This window comes from Priestia sp. YIM B13551, assembly GCF_042787905.1.
Taxonomy (GTDB): Bacteria; Bacillota; Bacilli; order Bacillales; family Bacillaceae_H; genus Priestia.
The window spans coordinates 412,817-432,334 of record NZ_JBHZOX010000001.1 but is presented as its reverse complement, the minus strand read 5'-3'; the positions used below and the strand labels follow the sequence as shown (position 1 = coordinate 432,334).

Genomic DNA, 19,518 nt, shown 5'->3' with positions numbered 1-19,518 from the left:
ACTAGTGTATAATTAAAACATATTTAGAAAAACAAGTAAAATAAAAATGTGATAATTTGTTAATGTAAAAATTGAAGAAGATTACGCGCTTAGTAAACCTTCTGTAGCTCCAAAAACGTATCCTTCCTATAAAGTTTTTGGAGTTTGGGGAGATTAATAAAAAGTGCTTGTGTATTTAAATATCCAAGCACTTTTTTGTATGAATTATTTTAACTAGAAAGATTAATTAGGTGGCAGATACCTGAAATTTACAAAAAAGTGTAATTATTATAAAATTTAGTTAGGTGTACGTTAAAAAGAAGTGAGTTTTATAGGGGGGATAGTATGAGTTTAAAAGAGAGAGCAACTAAAGAGTTCAAAGAAAAGATAGATAGCGACGAAGAAATTAGAGAATCTATTTTAACTTACTATGAATGTGAAAGAGTGGATTTTCGGGACTTGTAGGTGTACCAAATGGAAATTCTGTACCTATTCGAGGTGTTTTAGCTTATACAGAAAAAAGCCTACTTTTTTACGGAGAAGTTTCCTCTAAGCTGCCTATTGTATTACATATCCCATTTAATAAAATTAGAGAAATAAAAACAGGAAAGCAAATCCTTACAATTTTCAAATCAACTCTTACGATGGTTGTTGTTCATAGTGAGCAAGAAGTTTTCTCTACACGGGGAAACAAGGAAGACTTTTCTAGGTTAAAGTCGTTTTTTGAAAATGTGAATGAAGAAGTATTTCTTGCTAAATAGGTAGTATCGAGATAAGCCTAGATTTAAAAATTAGGCTTATCTTGGTATGGCGTTCGCTAATAACATACTTTTAAGAAAGAATTTGGTTGTGTATATAGAAAATACGTTAGACGTTATATGGGACGCTGTTTCAGTTCAGAGAGGTGGTAATTATGCGTAAAAGAGATAAAGGATTTTGGATAGCTTACCTTGTATTTGCAATTATTATGCTATTAATCTATAAATATATACCAGCTGAAAACGGGTTTCTCGTTATTGTTTTGTTTCCTTTAATTTATTGGTTTATCTACGAATTTATATTAAGACCTAAGAAAAGAAGAAGCAATGATTAATTTAAAGAGAACATGGTTAAGAAGGAGCGATTTACTTGTTTTGGAATTATCTTAACATGTCAACAGGACTTGTAATAGCTTTAGCAAACGTTTTTAATTTTGCATTCCAAGGAAGTATGCGCTGGGTTATAGTCGGGTGTGGTTTGTTGATTTTCATATACAATTTAATAGTAACTTTTAATCAAAAACAAAATGAAGCGTCTAATCAAAATACTGTAGGAATTGTATCTAGAAAAGGGCGTTAATTGTTTTAGGGAGTTTAAAGTACTCAAATTTACTTTTTTTATAAGTGACGTAACGAAGATTCTGGAGTGAAAATTTTATAAGAAAGAGGGAAGTAATGGACGTTCAAAAGGTAGCAAACTTATTTTTGATTTTTATCTTAATTGCAGCAGGCATTTCATTGATAATTGGCTTTGTTGTTGCTGTGAGAAGTACAAACTATAAGAAGGGATATATAAGTACTTTTATATCCAGTGTTTTCTTTTTAATACTTATTGTGAGCTGGTATGATAAAGCATCTTCAAACGTTTTTATGGGGACAATACCTTGGATTTTAAATGTTATTGCCGTCATTATTGTATTACCACTGTACGTGTTAGTTGCTCGCTTTATATTTAAAAAGGTTACAAAAGGACAAAAAGGAACAAAGGAAAAGATTATTGGTTAAATTACTTTCTTTCATCGTTTTTTCTAATCTTCATGATTTTAAATAAATGAAGATACACAAAATCTTTTTTTATCAATATCCTGTTAGAGAAAGTGATTGATATCATTTTCTGTAAAGGAGAGAACGTCTATGATTAAAGTTAACCAACAAATTGTGAAAATAAGTGATCTAAATAATAGTTCGTTAACAAAAGAAAAAGCAGACATTTTAAAACAGATGGATGCCTATAGGGAAGTGTATGAGTATGCTACATTTGACCAGCTTGATTTTGATGTATCTGTTAAATTACAAATTATTGAATCGTCTGTGTTGCTGCGCAAAAGCGGTGCCAGGTTTGCTACATTTGCACGTTCTAGGTGTAACGAAAAGTATTGGAAAAGAACCGATAACGGAGGATTTCAGCTACTGCCTACCGTTTCTCCTCATCAGGCCATCGATGATATTTTTTACAACGGACACGAATATGCGTTTGAGTGCGCGACGGCTGTTATCATCATCTTTTACAAAGCTGTATTAAATAATATTGGAAAAGCAAACTTTAACAGGCTTTTTGCTGATCTTTACTTACACGATTGGCAATATGATGAAGATCTTGAGCTCCATGGTTATAAAGGATCTGACTACTTGCCCGGAGACTGTGCGTATTTTAAAAATCCTGATTATAACCCTGATACTCCCCAGTGGAAAGGTGAAAACACAATTGTATTAGATGAAACTCTATATTTTGGTCATGGAATTGGAATTACGACCCGGGAAAGAATTATTGAAGTGTTAAATTTAAAGAGAAAAGACGACGCAAAGCAATCAGCTTACCTGTCAGATGAAATTGTCAGGCTTCACACCGCTCACCTCAGTTATTTTGCAGTTAGATACGAACCCGTTGTTTGGTACGACAGAAACAGCGCTATTATTTCCACTATTGGGTCGATTACGTATGTAGCTTGATTGATCAAAGGTTTGATACTTTGATCTTTTTTTGTAAAAAGGAAAGAATTACATGAAGGTAAATTTGAGAATTCAAAAGGATTTTATGTATAAAAGAAGAATCCATTTAATACACAGGTCTTAAAACTAAAAGGAAAGGAGGAGATTCCCATTAAAAATCGTGATAAAAGACGCAAGAGAAAACGCGGCGCATTAAAAGATTATCTAAAAAATAAGCTAGGTCAGCTAAAACCGAAGCCAAACAAAGGACCTGTCTCAAATTTGAAGTCTTCTGCTTAAAACATCCCCCTAGTTTTTATATAGGGGGATGTTTCTTTTGAGTTTTCTTTTATTTTCAGGTTTAAATGTTATGAGTGGCATTTAAGGGATAATTTGTGCACAATAGACATTGAATAGTTTATCTAATACGACAACGTAAGGAGAGATTAGACGATGGAGAACATGATTTTAAAACATATGGACGTTGTAAGAGGAATTACGATTAGTATCCTCGAAAAAACAACAGAAGAGGCAGCGGACATCACACCAAAAGGATTCAATAACAATATCCGCTGGAATCTTGGACACATTGCCTTTATTCAAGAAAAACTTGTGTTTGGCTTAGCTGGTGAAGCGATGCAAACGCCCGAGAGTTATGAAAGCTTTTTTGGCGCAGGAACAAAACCTGCCGATTGGACGGAGGCTGCTCCTTCTCTTGAAGAAATTGCGAATGTGTTGAAAGATCAAGCACATCGTATTAAAGAGTTCATGCCTCAGCAGTTTGACAAACAGTTGATCACACCTTTTACAAACAAAGCGGGCATCAACTTTACAACAGTTGGCGAAACGTTTTTATTCAGCTTTTATCACGAAGCGATGCATGTAGAAACGATTAAGCAAATTGGGAAAGCTGCAGCTGCACAATAAGGAAATAAAAAAGAATAAATCACATATTCTTTATAACTATTTTACATAGCGCCTATGCATATACTGATCTATACAGCGCATAAGATGTAACATGAGCTGCTTTTCCTAATGCAGTTCGCAAGGAGGTGACAACGTGAAATTTCTTTCAGGTTTAACGACTCTTCTTGTGATTTTAGGCGGTTTAAATTGGTTAGCTGTAGCATTAGGCGTGAATGTAGTAGAAGAGCTATTTGGCTCTTGGGATTGGTTAGTAACAACGATTTATTGGTTAGTTGGCCTGTCTGCTCTTTATCAAATTTTTGATAAGTTCTTCGGAACGGGAGCGAGTGTCAAAAGCAAAGCGCTATAATAAATATTATTTTTTATTATCTCTTTAGGGAGTTTGAATGTATATTCAAACTCCCTTTTTCATGGATAAAAGACGTGACATCCTTACAAAATACGGTAAAATAAGGTAATAACTAAAAAATAGGAGGAATGAGATGGAGCTTTGGGGTGTAGTACCTATCTTAGTGTTTGGAGTTCTTTATATAGGAATCATTGCTGGTATTATAGCTGTTATCGTTATAGTTTTAAAGCGAATGAAAGAGAGAAATCAATATTTACGTGACATACGGGATGAACTGAGAAATCAAAACAGAGCAACTATAGCAGAAAATAAAGAATAGAAGAGGGTTTAATAGATGAAGAAAAGTCTACTTCCTATATTTTTTATCGTAAATCTTTTTTTTATTTACTGTTTATTATTTAATCAAGGATACATCTTTCAGCTAAAGAATCTACCTTACATATGGGCTATTTATTTACTTCTTGGCACCTGTTTAGCTTTTTATTATATGCTGCGATACAAACAAAAAAAAGACGGACAGGTGTTGCTTTCAATCGGCATTTTAACTACAAGCATTAGTTCACTTGGCTGTTTAGGTTTCTTTTACTTCTTTTATCACGCGATGGGCGGATAAGAGAGAGCACCAAAAGCAGGGACTTCAGTGAAAGTCTCTGCTTTTTATATTTGGATCTATTGTATAATAGAAAAAAAGAAATGAATGCAGGAGGGGAACTATGCGAATTGTTTCGCTTTGTCCAAGCAATACAGAACTAATAGCGTATTTAAAATGTGAGCATTTGCTCGTAGCAATAGATGATTATTCCGATTGGCCGCAGTCTATTCAAGGTCTGCCGCGTTTAGGTCCCGATTTATCTATTAATATGGACGCGGTGGAAGAAGCTAAACCCGATTTAGTCCTAGCATCACTAAGCGTTCCTGGAATGGAGCGAAATATTGAAGAACTAAAAAAACGAAAGCTTCCTTATGTCGTATATAATCCTAATTCGCTAGAAGATATCCGTCAAAATCTACAGGATTTAGGTCAGCGATTAAACATTGAAACAAAAGCAGCTGAACTGTTAAAGCGTTATGATCAGTTTCTTTCTACATATAAAGGGATTGCAAATCAAATTGATGAAAAAGCCACTGTATACTGGGAATGGTGGCCAAAACCTGTCTTTACTCCTGGCAAAGCAAACTGGCTGACTGAAATTAGTGAGTTAGCGGGAGGAGAAAATATATTTGCTGATCATAAAGAAGCAAATGTACAGAGTGATTGGGAAGAAGTGCTCAAACGAAATCCACTTCATGTGTGTTTGGCTTGGGTGGGCGTACAGACAAACAAAGTGAATCCAACGATTTTACACAAGAGACCGAACTGGTCTGACATGTCTGCCATAAAAGAACATCGCGTATATGTACTAGAAGAATGGCTGTATTGTCGTCCTTCACCTAGGTTGCTGTTAGGGTTAAAAAAACTCGCGCCGCTTCTTCATCCAGATACGTTTCCTGCATTTGACGGTAAGGACCCCTTATTATAAGAAAAAGGAGCGATACATATGAAAGATATAAAACAAATAAAACATACCCTTCAACACCGCTATCCTTTTTTACTTGTTGATCGCATCTTAGAGCAAGAAGAAGGAAAGCTTGCGGTAGGAATCAAACAAGTAACAGCAAATGAACCTTTTTTCAAAGGCCACTTTCCCGACTATATGGTAATGCCAGGGGTACTTATTGTAGAAGCTCTTGCTCAGCTCGGTGGATTTGCCATGGCTGCGGATGACCAACAAAAAGGAAGACTTGCTTTTTTAGCAGGAATAGACGAATGTCGTTTTAAGCGTCAAGTAAGGCCAGGAGATACACTGCGTTTAGAATTTGAGGTTCTCAAGCAGCGCGGAAAGATTGTAAGAGGAAAAGGAAAAGCATTTGTAGACAGCGAGTTAGCTTGTGAAGCGGTCATTACCTTTGCTCTTGATATATAAAAGCAAGTGTATTGAAGGAAACCGCTTTATGGCATAAGGGCTTTTTTTGTAAATACCTTAGTCAAACTTCCTTTTGATGAAAGAAGAAACGGGGTATAGAAGAAAAAAGGGAGAGGGGAGAATGCGGTGAGAACATTAACGGAAGTTGTTGTATTACTCACACTATTGGGTACGTATATAGGCATCTCACTACTTGTCTACAAACGGAAAAGAACGAATCCGTTTTTCTACAGTATTTACTTTTATTTAGCTACCAGTGTCATTTTGATTTGCTTGGTTATCTTTTGGCTTCAGCTTCGTTTTAGACTCACTGATAAGCAAGTAGGAGGATTGCTTATCAGTGTGGTTGCATTCTTTTTACTTATTTATGGGTTGTTAAAAACAAAACAAAAAGACAGGTAGCCGATGCTATCTGCTTTTATTTATATTCATGTTATATATTTTTATCAATTGTAGTGTCAATTGAATGGATATCTTCATATACTAAAGATAACAGCTTTCTTTTGCAGGTTAGTTGACATCGTAGCTTACAACTCGCTATTTTTTTGATAATTCATTTTGTGAAAGGAAGTGGACGTATGGATGCATCCCGTATTATAGCTAAGTTAGAAAATCGGATACCGACAATTCTTGGGATGGAGCAGTTTTCTCGCTTCGGTATTCTTGTTCCGCTTATTGAAAAACAAGGGGAACTACATGTTTTATTTGAGGTAAGAGCGCTGGATTTACGAAGACAGCCCGGAGAAATTTGTTTTCCAGGAGGGCGTGTCGAGAAGACGGATGCAGACGAAAAAGAAACGGCTATCCGTGAAACATCCGAGGAGTTAGGGATTACGCCTGAATCTATTCAGCAAGTACAAGCTTTAGATTATATTGTTTCTCAATTCGGAACAATCATTTATCCTTATGTAGGTTTTATTGATGAGTCGCTTGAACTTCGACCGAATCCTTCGGAAGTAGCAGAAGTATTTACCGTGCCTCTTTCTTTTTTCCAGCGTACCGAACCTGATATACACAATATCCATTTCAGGGTAGAACCCGAACATAATTTTCCTTATGACGCGATTATTGGTGGTGAAAATTATAATTGGCAAACAAGAGAGATGGAAGAACATTTTTATTACTATGAAGATCGAGTCATATGGGGACTGACAGCAAAAGTGATTTATCATTTAGTACATGTATTAAATGATAAATAAAAAGCAGCGAATACGTATTCGCTGCTTTTTTTATATTAAATAGATTGAATAGCCTCTGCGATAGGCGTATCGCCTGAAACTAAATCAAAAGAACGTCCGAATGTATGATCTTCACTTAACGTTTCCACTACCACACGCGCTACATCTTCGCGAGGAATGGATCCGCGCTCTTTGTTCTCCCCAGCATCTACACGCCCTGTTCCTGGTTCGTTTAACAATCCGCCTGGTCGAACAATTGTATATGTTAATCCGCTTGCTTCTAAGATTTTATCCGCGTAATGTTTGGCTACATAGTAAGGAATTAGTGAAGTATTCCAGTTTTCACGGTGATGTGCTTGAAGTGCGCTTACCATCACAAACCGTTTAATACCTAAATCTTCTGCAGCTTCCATCGCTTTTACCGCACCGTCTAAATCAATTAAAAGTGTCTTATCATGGCCTGTATTTCCGCCTGATCCTGCGCTAAAGATAACGGCGTCACAGCCTTTCATCACTTCCTTAATTTCATGTACAGTGCCTTCTAAGCTTGCAAAAGCCGTTTCGATACCTCTTGCCTCAAGTTCTTTTGCTTGTTCTTCTTTACGAACCATCGCACGCACAGTGTGCACATCACTTTCATTCAAAATGTTTACAATATGTTTGCCTACTTGACCATTCGCACCAATTACAAGAACTTTCATGTCTAAATTTGCTCCTTTCAAATCCAAATGCTTATATATTATTGTTTCATATTCACCGTTTTCATTCAATAAATGAGCTCAAAATCCGGTGAATAAGGGGAAAGTAAGAAAATATATTAAAAAAATGAAAAACAAGAAATAAAAACTAATTTACAAACAAAAAAAGGAAAAAAATAGTTCGTTAAACCCAGTGTCTGAACTATTTAAATTTTGTAAAATTTTCTCAAACCCTTGGTAATACAACACTTCTTAAAAACAGTATCTCTTTTAACATTTCCCGATACAACCTATATAAACACATTTTGATAATTTTAAACTTTTACTTCGGAAAAATTTTTTGTTATTATGTTTTAGTCATTAAAATATTCATAAACGAAATATTTAGTCCGAGCGGACAAAGGAGAGGATAAAATGAACACATTACAATACTTAGTCGCAGAACGTGCAGAGATTTCTCCTCAACATGAAGCACTAGTTGAACATAATGAACGTTATACATTTAATGAATTTCATGAAAAAGTAAATCAATTGTCTCATTACTTCTTAGAGAAAGGAATTCAAAAAGGAGATCGTATTGGTGTTTTAGCTCATACAAGCATTGCTTACCCAGTCGTTACAATGGGGATTTTACAAGTGGGAGCAGTCGTTGTTCCATTAAGTAAGAGCATGACACCTTATGAGCTTGATAGCATTATTACGAGCGGACAGTTAAAAGCGATTATCCACCACAATGAATTTACGTCTGTATTAGAAAAAGCGGAACAAACGGATGGACTTAGTTTTACGTTAAAAATTGAGGATGCAAAAGAATTTACAACTCAATTCTCAGCGTATAACACAAACACACCAGAAGTACTTCCTGAAGTACTTCCTGAAGATCTAGCATTGATGATGTTCACATCAGGTACAACAGGTAAGTCAAAAGGATGTATGATTGCACACGGATCGGTAAGTGCCTTTTTAAATTCTGGCGGACAGGAAGAACGTGCAAATATTGATAAAAGCATGCGCTATTTGTTTGTTCATCCATTCTTCCACATGAGTTCGATGAGCATTTTATTTATGTGCATTAACACAGGAAACACAATGGTATGTTCTGAAGAAACAGATCCAGCTAAAGTAATTGAGGTAATTGAAAAAGAAAACATTAAAATGCTGTTTGCACTACCACCTGCATTAAAATACATTGTAGAAGAGCTTGAAAAAGGAGATCACTATGATTTCCCTCTAAAACTTGCTGTGTCAGGCGGAACAAAAGTATCAGAGTCTTTAATTGAACAATATGATCGTAACGGAATGATTTTAGCTCAAGGGTACGGAAGCACAGAAGCTTGGATTATCAGTTCATGGCATCCTCAAATGGGATGGAAGAAAGTAAGCTCTGCTGGAAAACCTGCTCCACATGTGGAAGTTAAAATTGTAGACCCCGAAACACGTCAAGAAGTTCCATCTGGAGAAAAAGGTGAAGTACTTGTACGAAGCCCTTATCTATTTAAAGGCTACTGGCAAAACGAAGAAGCAACAAACGCTGTCTTACAAGATGGCTGGTTAGCGATGGGCGATGCAGGTCGATTAGATGAAGACGGATTTCTTTACATTGAAGGACGCTATAAAGATGTAATTGTATATGGAGGAGACAACATCTACCCAGATCAAGTAGAAGAAGTTGTCCTAGCAGCAGATGGTGTGTTAGAAGCGACAGTTGTCGGCATGCCTGATGATGTGTACGGCGAAGTTCCATATGCATTTGTTGTTAAACAAGAAGCATCTGCTTTAACTGAAGAAGATGTAGTGAACTTCTGTAAAGAACGATTAGCACCATATAAAGTGCCAACTGTTGTATTTGTTTCATCACTTCCTAAAAACAGCGTAGGAAAAGTGTTGAAAAACGAAGTGAAAAAACAAGCCTTAGCACACGCATAATAAAAAAGCGGCCTTTATAGCCGCTTTTTTTATATTTATTGCTGTAATTTTTGAGATATTTTTTTCATAATGTGAAAGTATTGATCTCTTTCTTCTTCTGATAAGTGTGAAAGTAAATCTGACCAAAAATCGACACGAGTAGCTTGCAATATTTCGACAACTTTTTCGCCTTTTTCCGTCAACTCTACCCACACGCTTCGGCGGTTTTGCTTTTTATAAATACGATTCACAAGCTCATCATCTTCTAATTGATTTAATACAATGGTGATAGCACCAGGTGAGAGTCCAAGTACTTTTGTGATATCGCTAACAATACAGCTTTTTTTATCGTGAATGGTCTTTAAGATTGCCTCTTTTGTTGAAGTTAAATGGTAGGGAAGCAAATCATATTTCTCACCGATTACGGTGTTTTTATATTTTAAAAGAGCTTCTTTTACATGATCTATACTTTCTAGCTGATGACTAATCTCTTCTTTGCTATAACGTTCAGTCAAGCGTAAATCCTCCTCATAAAACAAATTCCATTTTTACCATTATACCATGTATAATGCCCATAGAAAAATGAACAACATCGCGAAAATTGTCAGAAAAATTTTAAAATAATTACCATAATTCGTTAAAAAATCCTTGTTTTCGTGCTATTATATATAAGAATAGTAATAACAGGAAACGCATACAACATTTGTTTTCTATTGAGTTCATAAGAAAAAATGGGGTCTATGAACATCATTCCGCTTTACCTCATGTGTTGAACAAAGAAAAAAATATAAAAAATGGTGATTATTCACTTTGACATATCGTCTTTTATAGGATGTTTGTATAAAATGAATGTATACATATTTTTATAGAAAAAACATATTGAGGTAAAGCCGAGATATGGGGGGATTCAATTACATGAAGAAAGTCTTAGGAGCGCTTTTGCTTGGCGCGACAATTGTGAGTGCGTTTATTGCGTACAGCATGTATACAAACCATTCTGCAAAGCAAACAGCTGCGATAGAACAAAAACAAGCAGCGAAAAAAGCAGAAAAAAAGACTGAGAAAAAGAAAAACCCAGTCCTTAAAATCGAAGACCTAACGTATCAGTTGAAAGATTCCCGCACAGGAAAAGTAATGAAAGAATTCAAGCCCGTTCATTACAAGGATAAAGACGTATACGACCAAGAAATTAAGCAATTAGCGTCTGAGCTGGCAAAAGGGATCGACACGCCTATGCAAAACATAAAAATGGATGCAAATGGATCGTTAACCCGCGGGTCCAAACAAATCATTTTAAAAGAAGCAGAGCTTGTTAAAAATCTGCAGAACTTAAATACGAAACAATTGGATGTAAAGGTTCCGATTTACGAAACCGCTCCAAATGTAACGGCAGCATCTGCTCAAGGGATCGCTGATGTATCGCTAGCTTCGTATTCTACACGTTTTCGTCCAAGTGATACAAGTCGAAACAGAAATGTTCAGCTATCCGCAGAAGCGATTAACAACGTTGTATTAGGTCCTGGAGATTCATTTTCTTATAATCAAACAGTTGGGGAGCGCACAGAAGAAAGAGGCTATCAGCCTGCTCCTGAAATCATCAACAAACAGCTGGTGATGGGAATTGGCGGAGGGATCTGCCAAACATCTTCTACTCTATTCAATGCTATTGACGGCGCTGGTCTTCAAGTGACAGCTAGGTCTCACCATTCAAAACATGTAGGTTATGTACCTGCAGGAAGAGATGCAACCGTATCGTGGGGAGGACCTGATTTTAAGTTCACAAACAACAAAGATTACCCTGTCATCATTAAAGCGTACGCAAACGTAAATACCGGTGTTTTAACGGTAGATGTCCGTACTTCACAGCATGCTATCTAATAAAAAAAGACGTATCCTAACAGATACGTCTTTTTTTCATTTATTATGCTTTTTGTTGCTCGCGTTCACGAAGTTCCACACGTCGAATTTTACCTGAATTAGTTTTTGGCAATTCATCAATAAATTCAATTACGCGAGGATACTTGTAAGGTGCAGTTAAAGTCTTTACGTGATTTTGCAGCTCTTTAATAAACCCTGCATCTGTTGTTTTTACATGATCGACAAGAACAACATACGCTTTTACAACATGGCCGCGATCAGCATCTGGGCTAGCTATAACGGCACATTCTTTCACCGCTGGATGCTTAATTAATGCATCTTCAACTTCAAATGGCCCAATTGTATAGCCGGAACTGATAATGATATCATCTCCGCGTCCTTGGAACCAGTAATAGTTATCTTCATCTTTAGAAGCGCGGTCACCTGTTAAATAGTAGTTTCCTTTATACGTTTTCTCAGTGCGCTCCATGTCTTTATAGTAGTGCTTGAAAAGAGAAGGGAGGTCTCTACGAACGGCAATATCTCCAACTTCTCCAGGCTTACAAGGTTCGCCGTCTTCATTAATGATTTCTACAAATCCTTCAAGCATCGGTTTACCCATTGAACCAATCTTTGTTTTTACACCTTTTAATGTACCGATTAAAAGAGTATTCTCTGTTTGACCGTATCCATCACGTACTTGGATATTAAAATATTTTTTAAACACATTAATCACTTCTTCATTTAGCGGTTCTCCCGCAGATACAGCGCTATGAAGGTGAGATAGGTCAAAACGTTCAAGCTCATCAATTTTAGCCATAAAGCGGTACTCTGTTGGCGTGCAGCACAGTACGTTTACTTTTTCATCCTGTAAAATTTCTAAAAACTTTTTAGGTTCAAAACGTCCGTTATAGATAATGCCTGTTGCACCTTGTCCAAGTACAGATAAAAACGGAGTCCAAATCCATTTCTGCCAACCAGGACCTGCTGTTGCCCATACCGTATCTCCTTTTTTAATATCTAACCATTCAGCAGCTGCGATACGAAGGTGAGCATAAGCCCATCCATGAGTATGAACAACGCCTTTTGGCTGTCCTGTTGTACCAGATGTATAAGGAAGGAATGCCGTATCATCCTTAGTTGTTTTAGCTGCTTGGAACTGTTCTGATGCATCCGCCGTAAGTGACTCTAAGCGCATCCATGACGTAACATCAGCACCAAACGTAATTTTATGTTGTAGAGAAGTAGGGAAGTTTTCAATCTTATCGATCTCATTGCAGAAAGGATGGTAAGAAATAATCGCTTTTGCTTCAGCGTGATGTAAACGATATTGGATATCTTTTGCGCGTAATAGTTCTGAAGAAGGAATTACAATAATACCTGCTTTTAAGCATGCTAAGTAAATAGCGTACGATTCAATAAGGCGAGGCGCAATAACTAAAACGTGATCGCCTTTTGTTAAACCTAGCTCTGTTAACCCGTTTGCCACTTTATTGGCTTTTGCTAACAGCTGGTTATATGTAATTTCTTCACGTGCACCGTCAGCGTCCTGCCACTTTAACGCAAGCTGATCGGATGCATGTTTTTCAATTTCCTCTGTTAAGTTGTAATGTTCACTTGGAACTAAATCTTTTAGTTGAATCATAAAAACGACTCCTTATATTATAGATATCAATGATTTTTATCATTACTATTATTATATTACTAACTATTAGTACTTGCTACTAATTTGTTTTGGGTTTTAGTAAAAAAGCAAAAAAAGACCCGCTTATCTTATTAAGACAGCGGGTATAACGTATGTTATTTAAATAAGCTCCATTTTGTATGAATAGGTACTAGCTCTTCTTCAGACTCGTCCTCTTCGTATAAACCACGTTCTTTTAAATACTCCACAAAATATAAGTCTGCTTCCTTACGTTCATCATAAGGCTTGATCGATAAAACAAACCCTACTTTATGCTGATCTTCATTTTCAACGCCTGAGAGATACGCTTTTACATTATGCTGCAAGAACAGCTCTTTAGCAGGAATAATTAAGTCTTTAACGAACTTTGACAGCAATTCCAGCTCAAAGTCGAAGGTGAACTTAGCAATTTTTTCTAGATCTGCAAATACCACGCCGATAAAACTCGTATTATGTATTTCGTAGTCTTTCGTTTTTTCATCCCACTCAATATGTCCGATTTCCTTTAAGTAATTAATAAAATACCCAATGCCTTCATTGCGGCCAAAAGGCTGTTTAGAAAGGACTAAACCAATCTTCTTGTACTTAGGAAGATACACGCATGAGATAGCGGCTTCAACTTTATGCTGTTGAAATAAGTGCGTTGCCCCTTGAAGCAAGGCATCTAAGACATGATGGGTAATTTTCATTTGCTTACGAGGAAAGTGATATTCATTGCGTGCTAATTCATCTGTATCAGCAAACGTTGATCCAATAAAGCCTGTATTGGATAGGGTAGGAGGGAGCTTCTTTCTTTTTCTTTTTCGTACCGTCATTCAAAAACACTCCTTGTGATCATCAATACGATAAAAATAAAACGAACATACGTTCTTATCTAATGATACAAAAAATGTGTCGAAAAGTAAAGAGAAGTTAACGGAGAATTTGAAATTTTATAATAAAAGTAACTAAGGTTTCTAAAACGTAGCGGTTAGTAGAAGTTAAAGAGGAGAGGGAGAGCAAAAAATAAAAGGCTGCAGATGAAAAGCATCCACAGCCTTTTATATATTCATTAACGAGCTTCTGTTAAAGCTACCATATCTTCATCATCTAAATCGATATCTACGTGACAATCCATTGTATGAATTGTTTTATCTTCATGATTTCCATAATAAATTGTAATGTTCATGAGTATCGCTCCTTTAAAACTGGATAATGACATCCAATTTATACCGTCATCTATTTGTTTAATATTATACCCGATGAAAAAGGAAACTACAACTAAAATCACTAAAAAGCTGATAAGAAAGGGGTTTTCAATGATTTTAACAAGGAATCAGATAGAATAAAAATACTAATTACTGTATTTTATTACAGAAAATACGAGGTTTTGACTTTTGTGAATGAATAAAAATCCATTAAATGCAAACATATGTACTAAATGAAAAATATACGTTCTGTAGCAAATAAATCCTTAAAATATTAAACGTAAACAGATTTTATCAATTTGCAAAGAGTTCATTGAGAATACGATGAGAAAAAATAAATGAGTATAAAATCTAAATCCTACAAGTAAACTCATTTATTTTTCAAAATCTATAAATATAAGTCGAACTGATCAAACTTAAAAACAATCTGGTGAAATCAATATGCATTCTATAAAATCATATCCACATTTGTTCAATTAGAACAAATCTTGCTGATAATTAGTTTAGTGAGTTAAATTAAATAAACACAAACCCTATCTCATTTTTAAATTCTGTCTCACTATCATAAGTATACTTTTACAATGAGACAGAATTTACGTTTTATCTATTGGTTCCTAGAATATATATTATGTAAACTAGAAAAAGAAATAAAATCATTGCGGTCTCCCTTGCTCTTAGACCCTTGGAATACATATCACCTATTGCTTTGTCTTGGTTACTCGTTTGCTTGCTTTAAGGCTTTATCGAGAATTCCTATAAGAAAATAATCGCTCACTTGATTTGGATGACCTTACATCTTCAAGTGTACGTCGTTTTGTATAGAATTAAGTAATTAATCATCGAAACGTTACAACGTCGTATATCAAGCCACTTAGGCAATATTGCTTAAAAGAAAATTATATGAAGTCAGACTTCACTGCTAATATCCAAACGCCAAAATCAGACAAAGAACTTCCTGTTTATATGTCCTTCGAAGAGCTTCAAAAACTTTTCCGCTACCTAGAAACTGATAAGCGTCCCCTAGCCTTTTGAAATAATCCATTGTTATCCTCGGGATTTGGAATTTATTGGTTCTTCCTCTTTCACACCTATTCCCTTATAATAACCTGTTAGAGAGAGGAGCATAGAATATGGCAGATGTAAAACAATTTATCTTTTTTGATTTTGAAATGCTGTGTTCAAACAAAGGAATGCCGTTTGAAGATATGGAAGCAATTCGGCTCGGCGCGGTGAAGTACAATATCGAGACAGAAGACATTGAGTTTTTTGATCGTTATATTCAACCTACAAAACGAGTGTCCTTAAGCCGCTTTTGCAAAGAGTTAACCGGTATTAAAGATACTGATTTAGTCGGTGCAAGTAATTTTAAAAATGTTTTTGAAGACTTTTTAACCTGGATTGGCGGAATTAAAAAATCCCGTTTTTTCTCCTGGTCTACCAGCGATTTATCTCGTTTAAAAATAGATGCGGCAAAGCACGAAATCTCTCTTGCTACTATAAAGAAAATAGAACAGCGTTATGTTGATTTTCAAGAAATTTTTACAAAACGTGTTTCTGAAAATAACGTATCAGTAGAAAATGGGTTAGCTTTATATAATTTGCAGTTTGAGGGTAAAAAGCACAATCCGATGTATGATGCGTATAACACTCTTCGCATTTACCTAAGCTTTTTGAACGAGCCAGTACAGTCTGATTTCATTATGATAAAACAATTTATTCTGGAAGAAGTGCCGCAGAACATTAAAGAAATGAATGCAACGCTTAGAACTACCATACAAAAAGACCTCCACATATTTGCGGAAGAGTTAAATGAAATATATAAAATGAAAGATGCGTTAAAAATTATAAAGAGAACTCAAAGAATTGTTAAAAAATACGAAAATATTCTTATCAATCGCTCTGGTATGTTTTCAGAGGAAAATAGTTTTTATGTCGGTCTTTTACTGGATTTTTATCATAATTTGTTGCTTTGTTATAATGAACATCTCGAATATTCATCGAAAATTATCATTTTAGATGAGAGCACTCTACACCCTTTAAACCAGCTTTCTTTAAAGAGAGGATGAAAATCCGTTCTCTTTGGTACATAATTTAGCTCTTTCCTTATCCCCTTGTTCCTGTTCATTCCTTAAACTCTCAAGAACGTAATCATCATTATAATCTTCCATTATTAATAGTAAAGTTTTAGGCCTTAATTAGGTCTAAATAAGTGTACTTACTACGGAATTATGTATTTTACCTAAATAAAAAAGCAGACGCAATTGGTCTGCTTATAATACTAGCTATCCTGCTATCCTAACAGTCTGATTTTAGCTTTTGTGATTATTATTGGATTGATTTACCACTTAATGCATCGCAGATAATCTAAACAGTTTATCAATTTTAATGTTTCACAACAGTTACATACGTAACTTTACTTACATTATTCGAAGCATCTTTAGCAGTTACGTTTAATTTAGTTCCTTTTTTCTGTATAGGGATACTAACAGAGAATGATCCCTTTGAATTTGCTTTTGCATACCCAATTCTATTCTTCCCTATATTAACAGTTACGGTAGAGTTAGCTTCTGCTTTTCCTGTCACAACCTTATCATTATCATCTACTTTATTAACTGCTGGCTTGTTTGGTGGAGTAACGTCAGCTTTTACAACTGTTATATAGGTAAGTTTACTTACATTTCCCGCACTATCTTTAGCAGTTACATTCAGCGTAGTGCCTGCTTTTTGAACTGGAATACTAACAGAGAATGATCCCTTTGAACTTGCCTTTGCATACCCAATTCGTTTTTTACCTACATTAACAGTTACAGTTGAACCTGCTTCCGCTTTACCAGTTATAACTTTATCGTTATTGTCTACTTTATTAACAGTAGGTTTATTTGGCGCAACAGTATCTTTGTCAGCTTCAAATTGAGTAGAGATTCCATATATAGCATCATAATCATTTCCGTTTAGATCTAAAACAGGTATGTAATACGTGCCCGCTTTATTAACTTTATATCCTTGCACTTCCACTCCATCATCATATTCAGAACCTAAGTATTCTAAATAACCATGATCTTGATATTCATATTCAGTTGCTAAAAATAGTAAATCGATATTGGAAGTAGTATCTGTTCCACCCGCTACTAGTAAAGTCCCTTTTCCAGATACGTTCACCTTATAAAAATCTATATCAAGAGTATCGTCGAATTGTCCAAATGTTACTCTCTCGTTTAGTAGTGTATCTGCTATTTTGAAATCATCATTAGGCTCACTTTCATACATTGGCTGACCACTACTGCCCTTAATACTTGCACTTGATGCATTAAATTTTTTCGTAGAAAAACCTTTAGGTGTTTCTAATGTAATTAAAGTTTGTTCTTTAATTTCCCTTAGCGCATAGGGATTAATAACATTATGATTTAACGGTTTATCAGATTTCAATCGGCTTTCAATTGTTTTCTTTGAAGACTCATAGTTATTTTCAGCTGCTTGAGTTGTGCTTACTGATAATGAGGAAGCTAGTAAACCTACAGATAATAATGAGATGATACCCTTTTTCTTCATTTAATCTCTCCCTTAACCACATGTAATTACTTTATAACTACGACTATGATACTACTTAATTTTTAACATAACCATATAATTCTATATTCAAATTCCGACAAAAAAAGACAGCCATTTTTAATGGGGCTGTCTTCCTCTAGATCTTTTACTATTTTTATATCTGTGGAGGAAAAGATGTTTAGTTTTATTATAATGTACTTTCTCTTTACGAAAGTGAAATGAACTATAAAATGAAGCATAGATAAACCATATATCGGTTGTATTTAAGAGTGTCAGTATCTAACATTTTTTGTTCTTTTGAAAGATAGAGAAAAAACTTTTCTATACGTTAGTTACTACGTTTTAATTTTTAAAAAATCCATTTTATCACAATTTATAGTCAACAGGAATTAAAACCCCAAAAGTATATATAATAGCTACTTTTGAGGTTTTGTATCGCTCTTTTTATGTTTAATAAACAGCTTATTTTATTAGTAACCGTCTAACGTAACATCAGCAATTGACCCATCACTAGGACTTACTTGATACCACCCTTGTGTAGCTGTATGCCCTTCTCCTGTTTCTTCATTATCCACGACATTTTCATAAACATGGATAATATAGTTTCCTGAGTCGTCAAGGTGATCATATGCTACAAGGAGAGGTGAATCTTCAGATATGCCTTGCTGATCACGAACCAGCTGGATAGCTTGTTCGTGGGAAACTGTTTGTTCGGCTGTTTCCTCTTCCTCAATTGCTTCTGTATCTTCTTCTTGCTCTGGTTCTGATTCCGATTCCGTTTGGGCCTCATCTTCTGAATAAGCCTGAGCTTCTTCCTCGTCCGCTTTTGCCTGAGCTTCCTCTTCCTCCTGCTGTTTCTTTTCTTCTTCTGCTAAACGTTCTTCCTCCGCTTTACGATCTGCTTCTGCCTGAGCTTCAGCTTCTGCATCAGCTTTGGCCTGCGCCTCTTCTTCTTTTTGTCGGTCTTCTTCTAGCTGCGCATAGTAATCATCTAATTCTTTTTCCATTTGCTGCTGTTCGAGTTCTGATAATTGCTTTTGTTGTTCTTGTATTTGGTTTTGAAGCAAAGCAATTTGTTCTTCTGAAGCATTATCAGCAAAATTGATATTTTCTACATAATCACCACTCCCGTCAAAGTTAACTTCCATCATACAAAAAACATTTTGCTCTTGATTAATGCCATAGTAAATATACTGATTATCACCTACTTGGATATACTGATAACCATTCATTACATTTAATAAGTAATCGCGATCCGCTTCTTTAGAATTAACTGCTTTTTTAATTGTTGATGCTTTTGTTTGTAATGTATTCGGCGATGATTCTTTTACAGCCGTTTTGTTGTCATTTTCTTTCGTATGAACCGCTGTTGATTTCTCTGTAGGCTCTTCTTTTTGCGATACAGTTTCACTGGATTCATCGCTACAGGCTGCTAGCAATATAGCTAATAATGGAATACCAAAAGCAAATTTCAACATTTTCATAGACTATTATCCCCTTTTTTTATCTTTTTTTAGGTTTTACATAATTCTAAAGAACCATAAAACCTTAGGG

20 protein-coding genes are annotated in these 19,518 nt (G+C 35.4%); 14 read left to right on the top strand and 6 right to left on the bottom strand.

The window, feature by feature from the left end:
• Positions 1-1,107: 1,107 nt before the first annotated feature.
• The 11 genes from ACFX4N_RS02260 to ACFX4N_RS02210 all read left to right on the top strand — a co-directional run bounded on the left by ACFX4N_RS02260 (position 1,108) and on the right by ACFX4N_RS02210 (position 7,105).
• Positions 1,108-1,317, top strand: a complete 210-nt coding sequence (locus ACFX4N_RS02260; protein ID WP_192100410.1) for a hypothetical protein — start codon at positions 1,108-1,110, stop codon at positions 1,315-1,317.
• Positions 1,318-1,412: 95 nt separating this feature from the next.
• Positions 1,413-1,742 (top strand): hypothetical protein, encoded by a 330-nt coding sequence (locus tag ACFX4N_RS02255; protein ID WP_013057143.1) that lies wholly within the window; start codon positions 1,413-1,415, stop codon positions 1,740-1,742.
• Positions 1,743-1,871: 129 nt separating this feature from the next.
• Positions 1,872-2,687 carry a protein-glutamine gamma-glutamyltransferase gene (locus tag ACFX4N_RS02250; RefSeq protein ID WP_013057144.1) on the top strand — a complete coding sequence of 272 codons (816 nt, stop codon included), beginning with the start codon at positions 1,872-1,874 and terminating at the stop codon, positions 2,685-2,687.
• 432 nt (positions 2,688-3,119) lie between these two features.
• Complete coding sequence (locus ACFX4N_RS02245; RefSeq protein ID WP_098277892.1) at positions 3,120-3,593, top strand: DinB family protein; 474 nt, start codon at positions 3,120-3,122, stop codon at positions 3,591-3,593.
• 133 nt (positions 3,594-3,726) lie between these two features.
• Positions 3,727-3,942, top strand: coding sequence for a DUF378 domain-containing protein (locus ACFX4N_RS02240; protein ID WP_013057146.1), 216 nt, complete (start codon positions 3,727-3,729; stop codon positions 3,940-3,942).
• Between the two features lie 133 nt (positions 3,943-4,075).
• Positions 4,076-4,261, top strand: coding sequence for a hypothetical protein (locus tag ACFX4N_RS02235; RefSeq protein ID WP_013057147.1), 186 nt, complete (start codon positions 4,076-4,078; stop codon positions 4,259-4,261).
• A 15-nt stretch (positions 4,262-4,276) separates the two neighbouring features.
• Positions 4,277-4,555 carry a hypothetical protein gene (locus ACFX4N_RS02230; protein WP_192100409.1) on the top strand — a complete coding sequence of 93 codons (279 nt, stop codon included), beginning with the start codon at positions 4,277-4,279 and terminating at the stop codon, positions 4,553-4,555.
• 100 nt (positions 4,556-4,655) lie between these two features.
• The gene (locus ACFX4N_RS02225) at positions 4,656-5,462 is read left to right on the top strand and encodes a cobalamin-binding protein (RefSeq protein ID WP_013057149.1); all 807 of its coding nucleotides are present in this window, start codon (positions 4,656-4,658) and stop codon (positions 5,460-5,462) included.
• An 18-nt stretch (positions 5,463-5,480) separates the two neighbouring features.
• A complete protein-coding gene (gene fabZ, locus ACFX4N_RS02220; RefSeq protein ID WP_013057150.1) occupies positions 5,481-5,906 on the top strand; it encodes a 3-hydroxyacyl-ACP dehydratase FabZ in 426 nt (141 codons plus the stop codon).
• Positions 5,907-6,032: 126 nt separating this feature from the next.
• Positions 6,033-6,308 carry a hypothetical protein gene (locus ACFX4N_RS02215; protein ID WP_057273217.1) on the top strand — a complete coding sequence of 92 codons (276 nt, stop codon included), beginning with the start codon at positions 6,033-6,035 and terminating at the stop codon, positions 6,306-6,308.
• A gap of 176 nt (positions 6,309-6,484) precedes the next feature.
• Positions 6,485-7,105, top strand: a complete 621-nt coding sequence (locus ACFX4N_RS02210; protein ID WP_013057152.1) for an NUDIX hydrolase — start codon at positions 6,485-6,487, stop codon at positions 7,103-7,105.
• 35 nt (positions 7,106-7,140) lie between these two features.
• On the opposite strand, the gene ACFX4N_RS02205 is transcribed toward ACFX4N_RS02210, so the two are convergent.
• Positions 7,141-7,785, bottom strand: a complete 645-nt coding sequence (locus ACFX4N_RS02205) for an SDR family oxidoreductase (protein WP_013057153.1) — start codon at positions 7,783-7,785, stop codon at positions 7,141-7,143.
• Between the two features lie 411 nt (positions 7,786-8,196).
• Between ACFX4N_RS02205 and ACFX4N_RS02200 the strand changes: the two genes are divergently transcribed.
• Positions 8,197-9,708, top strand: coding sequence for a class I adenylate-forming enzyme family protein (locus ACFX4N_RS02200; RefSeq protein WP_057273218.1), 1,512 nt, complete (start codon positions 8,197-8,199; stop codon positions 9,706-9,708).
• 35 nt (positions 9,709-9,743) lie between these two features.
• Here ACFX4N_RS02200 and ACFX4N_RS02195 read toward each other — a convergent pair whose 3' ends face one another.
• Positions 9,744-10,202 (bottom strand): MarR family winged helix-turn-helix transcriptional regulator, encoded by a 459-nt coding sequence (locus tag ACFX4N_RS02195; protein ID WP_013057155.1) that lies wholly within the window; start codon positions 10,200-10,202, stop codon positions 9,744-9,746.
• 400 nt (positions 10,203-10,602) lie between these two features.
• Here ACFX4N_RS02195 and ACFX4N_RS02190 point away from each other — a divergent pair, with 400 nt between their 5' ends.
• Positions 10,603-11,565: a VanW family protein gene (locus ACFX4N_RS02190; RefSeq protein WP_192100408.1), complete on the top strand. Its 963-nt coding sequence runs from the start codon at positions 10,603-10,605 to the stop codon at positions 11,563-11,565.
• A 43-nt stretch (positions 11,566-11,608) separates the two neighbouring features.
• On the opposite strand, the gene mbcS is transcribed toward ACFX4N_RS02190, so the two are convergent.
• Together mbcS and ACFX4N_RS02180 are read right to left on the bottom strand one after the other, a co-directional pair.
• A complete protein-coding gene (gene mbcS / locus ACFX4N_RS02185) occupies positions 11,609-13,189 on the bottom strand; it encodes an acyl-CoA synthetase MbcS (RefSeq protein ID WP_377260772.1) in 1,581 nt (526 codons plus the stop codon).
• A gap of 155 nt (positions 13,190-13,344) precedes the next feature.
• Complete coding sequence (locus ACFX4N_RS02180) at positions 13,345-14,043, bottom strand: hypothetical protein (protein ID WP_013057158.1); 699 nt, start codon at positions 14,041-14,043, stop codon at positions 13,345-13,347.
• 1,502 nt (positions 14,044-15,545) lie between these two features.
• Between ACFX4N_RS02180 and ACFX4N_RS02175 the strand changes: the two genes are divergently transcribed.
• A complete protein-coding gene (locus ACFX4N_RS02175; RefSeq protein WP_013057161.1) occupies positions 15,546-16,481 on the top strand; it encodes a 3'-5' exonuclease in 936 nt (311 codons plus the stop codon).
• 316 nt (positions 16,482-16,797) lie between these two features.
• On the opposite strand, the gene ACFX4N_RS02170 is transcribed toward ACFX4N_RS02175, so the two are convergent.
• Entirely contained in the window at positions 16,798-17,964 is a 1,167-nt protein-coding gene (locus tag ACFX4N_RS02170) for an Ig-like domain-containing protein (protein ID WP_013057162.1), read from the bottom strand.
• 470 nt (positions 17,965-18,434) lie between these two features.
• Positions 18,435-19,448: a hypothetical protein gene (locus tag ACFX4N_RS02165; protein ID WP_377260768.1), complete on the bottom strand. Its 1,014-nt coding sequence runs from the start codon at positions 19,446-19,448 to the stop codon at positions 18,435-18,437.
• Between the last annotated feature and the right edge of the window lie 70 nt (positions 19,449-19,518).

Bases quoted from the DNA above. Each gene is read 5' to 3' on its own strand.
- ACFX4N_RS02180 (WP_013057158.1), bottom strand. From the start codon at position 14,043: ATGACGGTACGAAAAAGAAAAAGAAAGAAGCTCCCTCCTACCCTATCC.
- ACFX4N_RS02170 (WP_013057162.1), bottom strand. From the start codon at position 17,964: ATGAAGAAAAAGGGTATCATCTCATTATTATCTGTAGGTTTACTAGCT.
- ACFX4N_RS02165 (WP_377260768.1), bottom strand. From the start codon at position 19,448: ATGAAAATGTTGAAATTTGCTTTTGGTATTCCATTATTAGCTATATTG.
- ACFX4N_RS02255 (WP_013057143.1), top strand. From the start codon at position 1,413: ATGGACGTTCAAAAGGTAGCAAACTTATTTTTGATTTTTATCTTAATT.
- ACFX4N_RS02205 (WP_013057153.1), bottom strand. From the start codon at position 7,785: ATGAAAGTTCTTGTAATTGGTGCGAATGGTCAAGTAGGCAAACATATT.
- ACFX4N_RS02250 (WP_013057144.1), top strand. From the start codon at position 1,872: ATGATTAAAGTTAACCAACAAATTGTGAAAATAAGTGATCTAAATAAT.
- mbcS (WP_377260772.1), bottom strand. From the start codon at position 13,189: ATGATTCAACTAAAAGATTTAGTTCCAAGTGAACATTACAACTTAACA.
- ACFX4N_RS02225 (WP_013057149.1), top strand. From the start codon at position 4,656: ATGCGAATTGTTTCGCTTTGTCCAAGCAATACAGAACTAATAGCGTAT.
- fabZ (WP_013057150.1), top strand. From the start codon at position 5,481: ATGAAAGATATAAAACAAATAAAACATACCCTTCAACACCGCTATCCT.
- ACFX4N_RS02245 (WP_098277892.1), top strand. From the start codon at position 3,120: ATGGAGAACATGATTTTAAAACATATGGACGTTGTAAGAGGAATTACG.
- ACFX4N_RS02200 (WP_057273218.1), top strand. From the start codon at position 8,197: ATGAACACATTACAATACTTAGTCGCAGAACGTGCAGAGATTTCTCCT.
- ACFX4N_RS02235 (WP_013057147.1), top strand. From the start codon at position 4,076: ATGGAGCTTTGGGGTGTAGTACCTATCTTAGTGTTTGGAGTTCTTTAT.
- ACFX4N_RS02175 (WP_013057161.1), top strand. From the start codon at position 15,546: ATGGCAGATGTAAAACAATTTATCTTTTTTGATTTTGAAATGCTGTGT.
- ACFX4N_RS02190 (WP_192100408.1), top strand. From the start codon at position 10,603: ATGAAGAAAGTCTTAGGAGCGCTTTTGCTTGGCGCGACAATTGTGAGT.
- ACFX4N_RS02230 (WP_192100409.1), top strand. From the start codon at position 4,277: ATGAAGAAAAGTCTACTTCCTATATTTTTTATCGTAAATCTTTTTTTT.
- ACFX4N_RS02210 (WP_013057152.1), top strand. From the start codon at position 6,485: ATGGATGCATCCCGTATTATAGCTAAGTTAGAAAATCGGATACCGACA.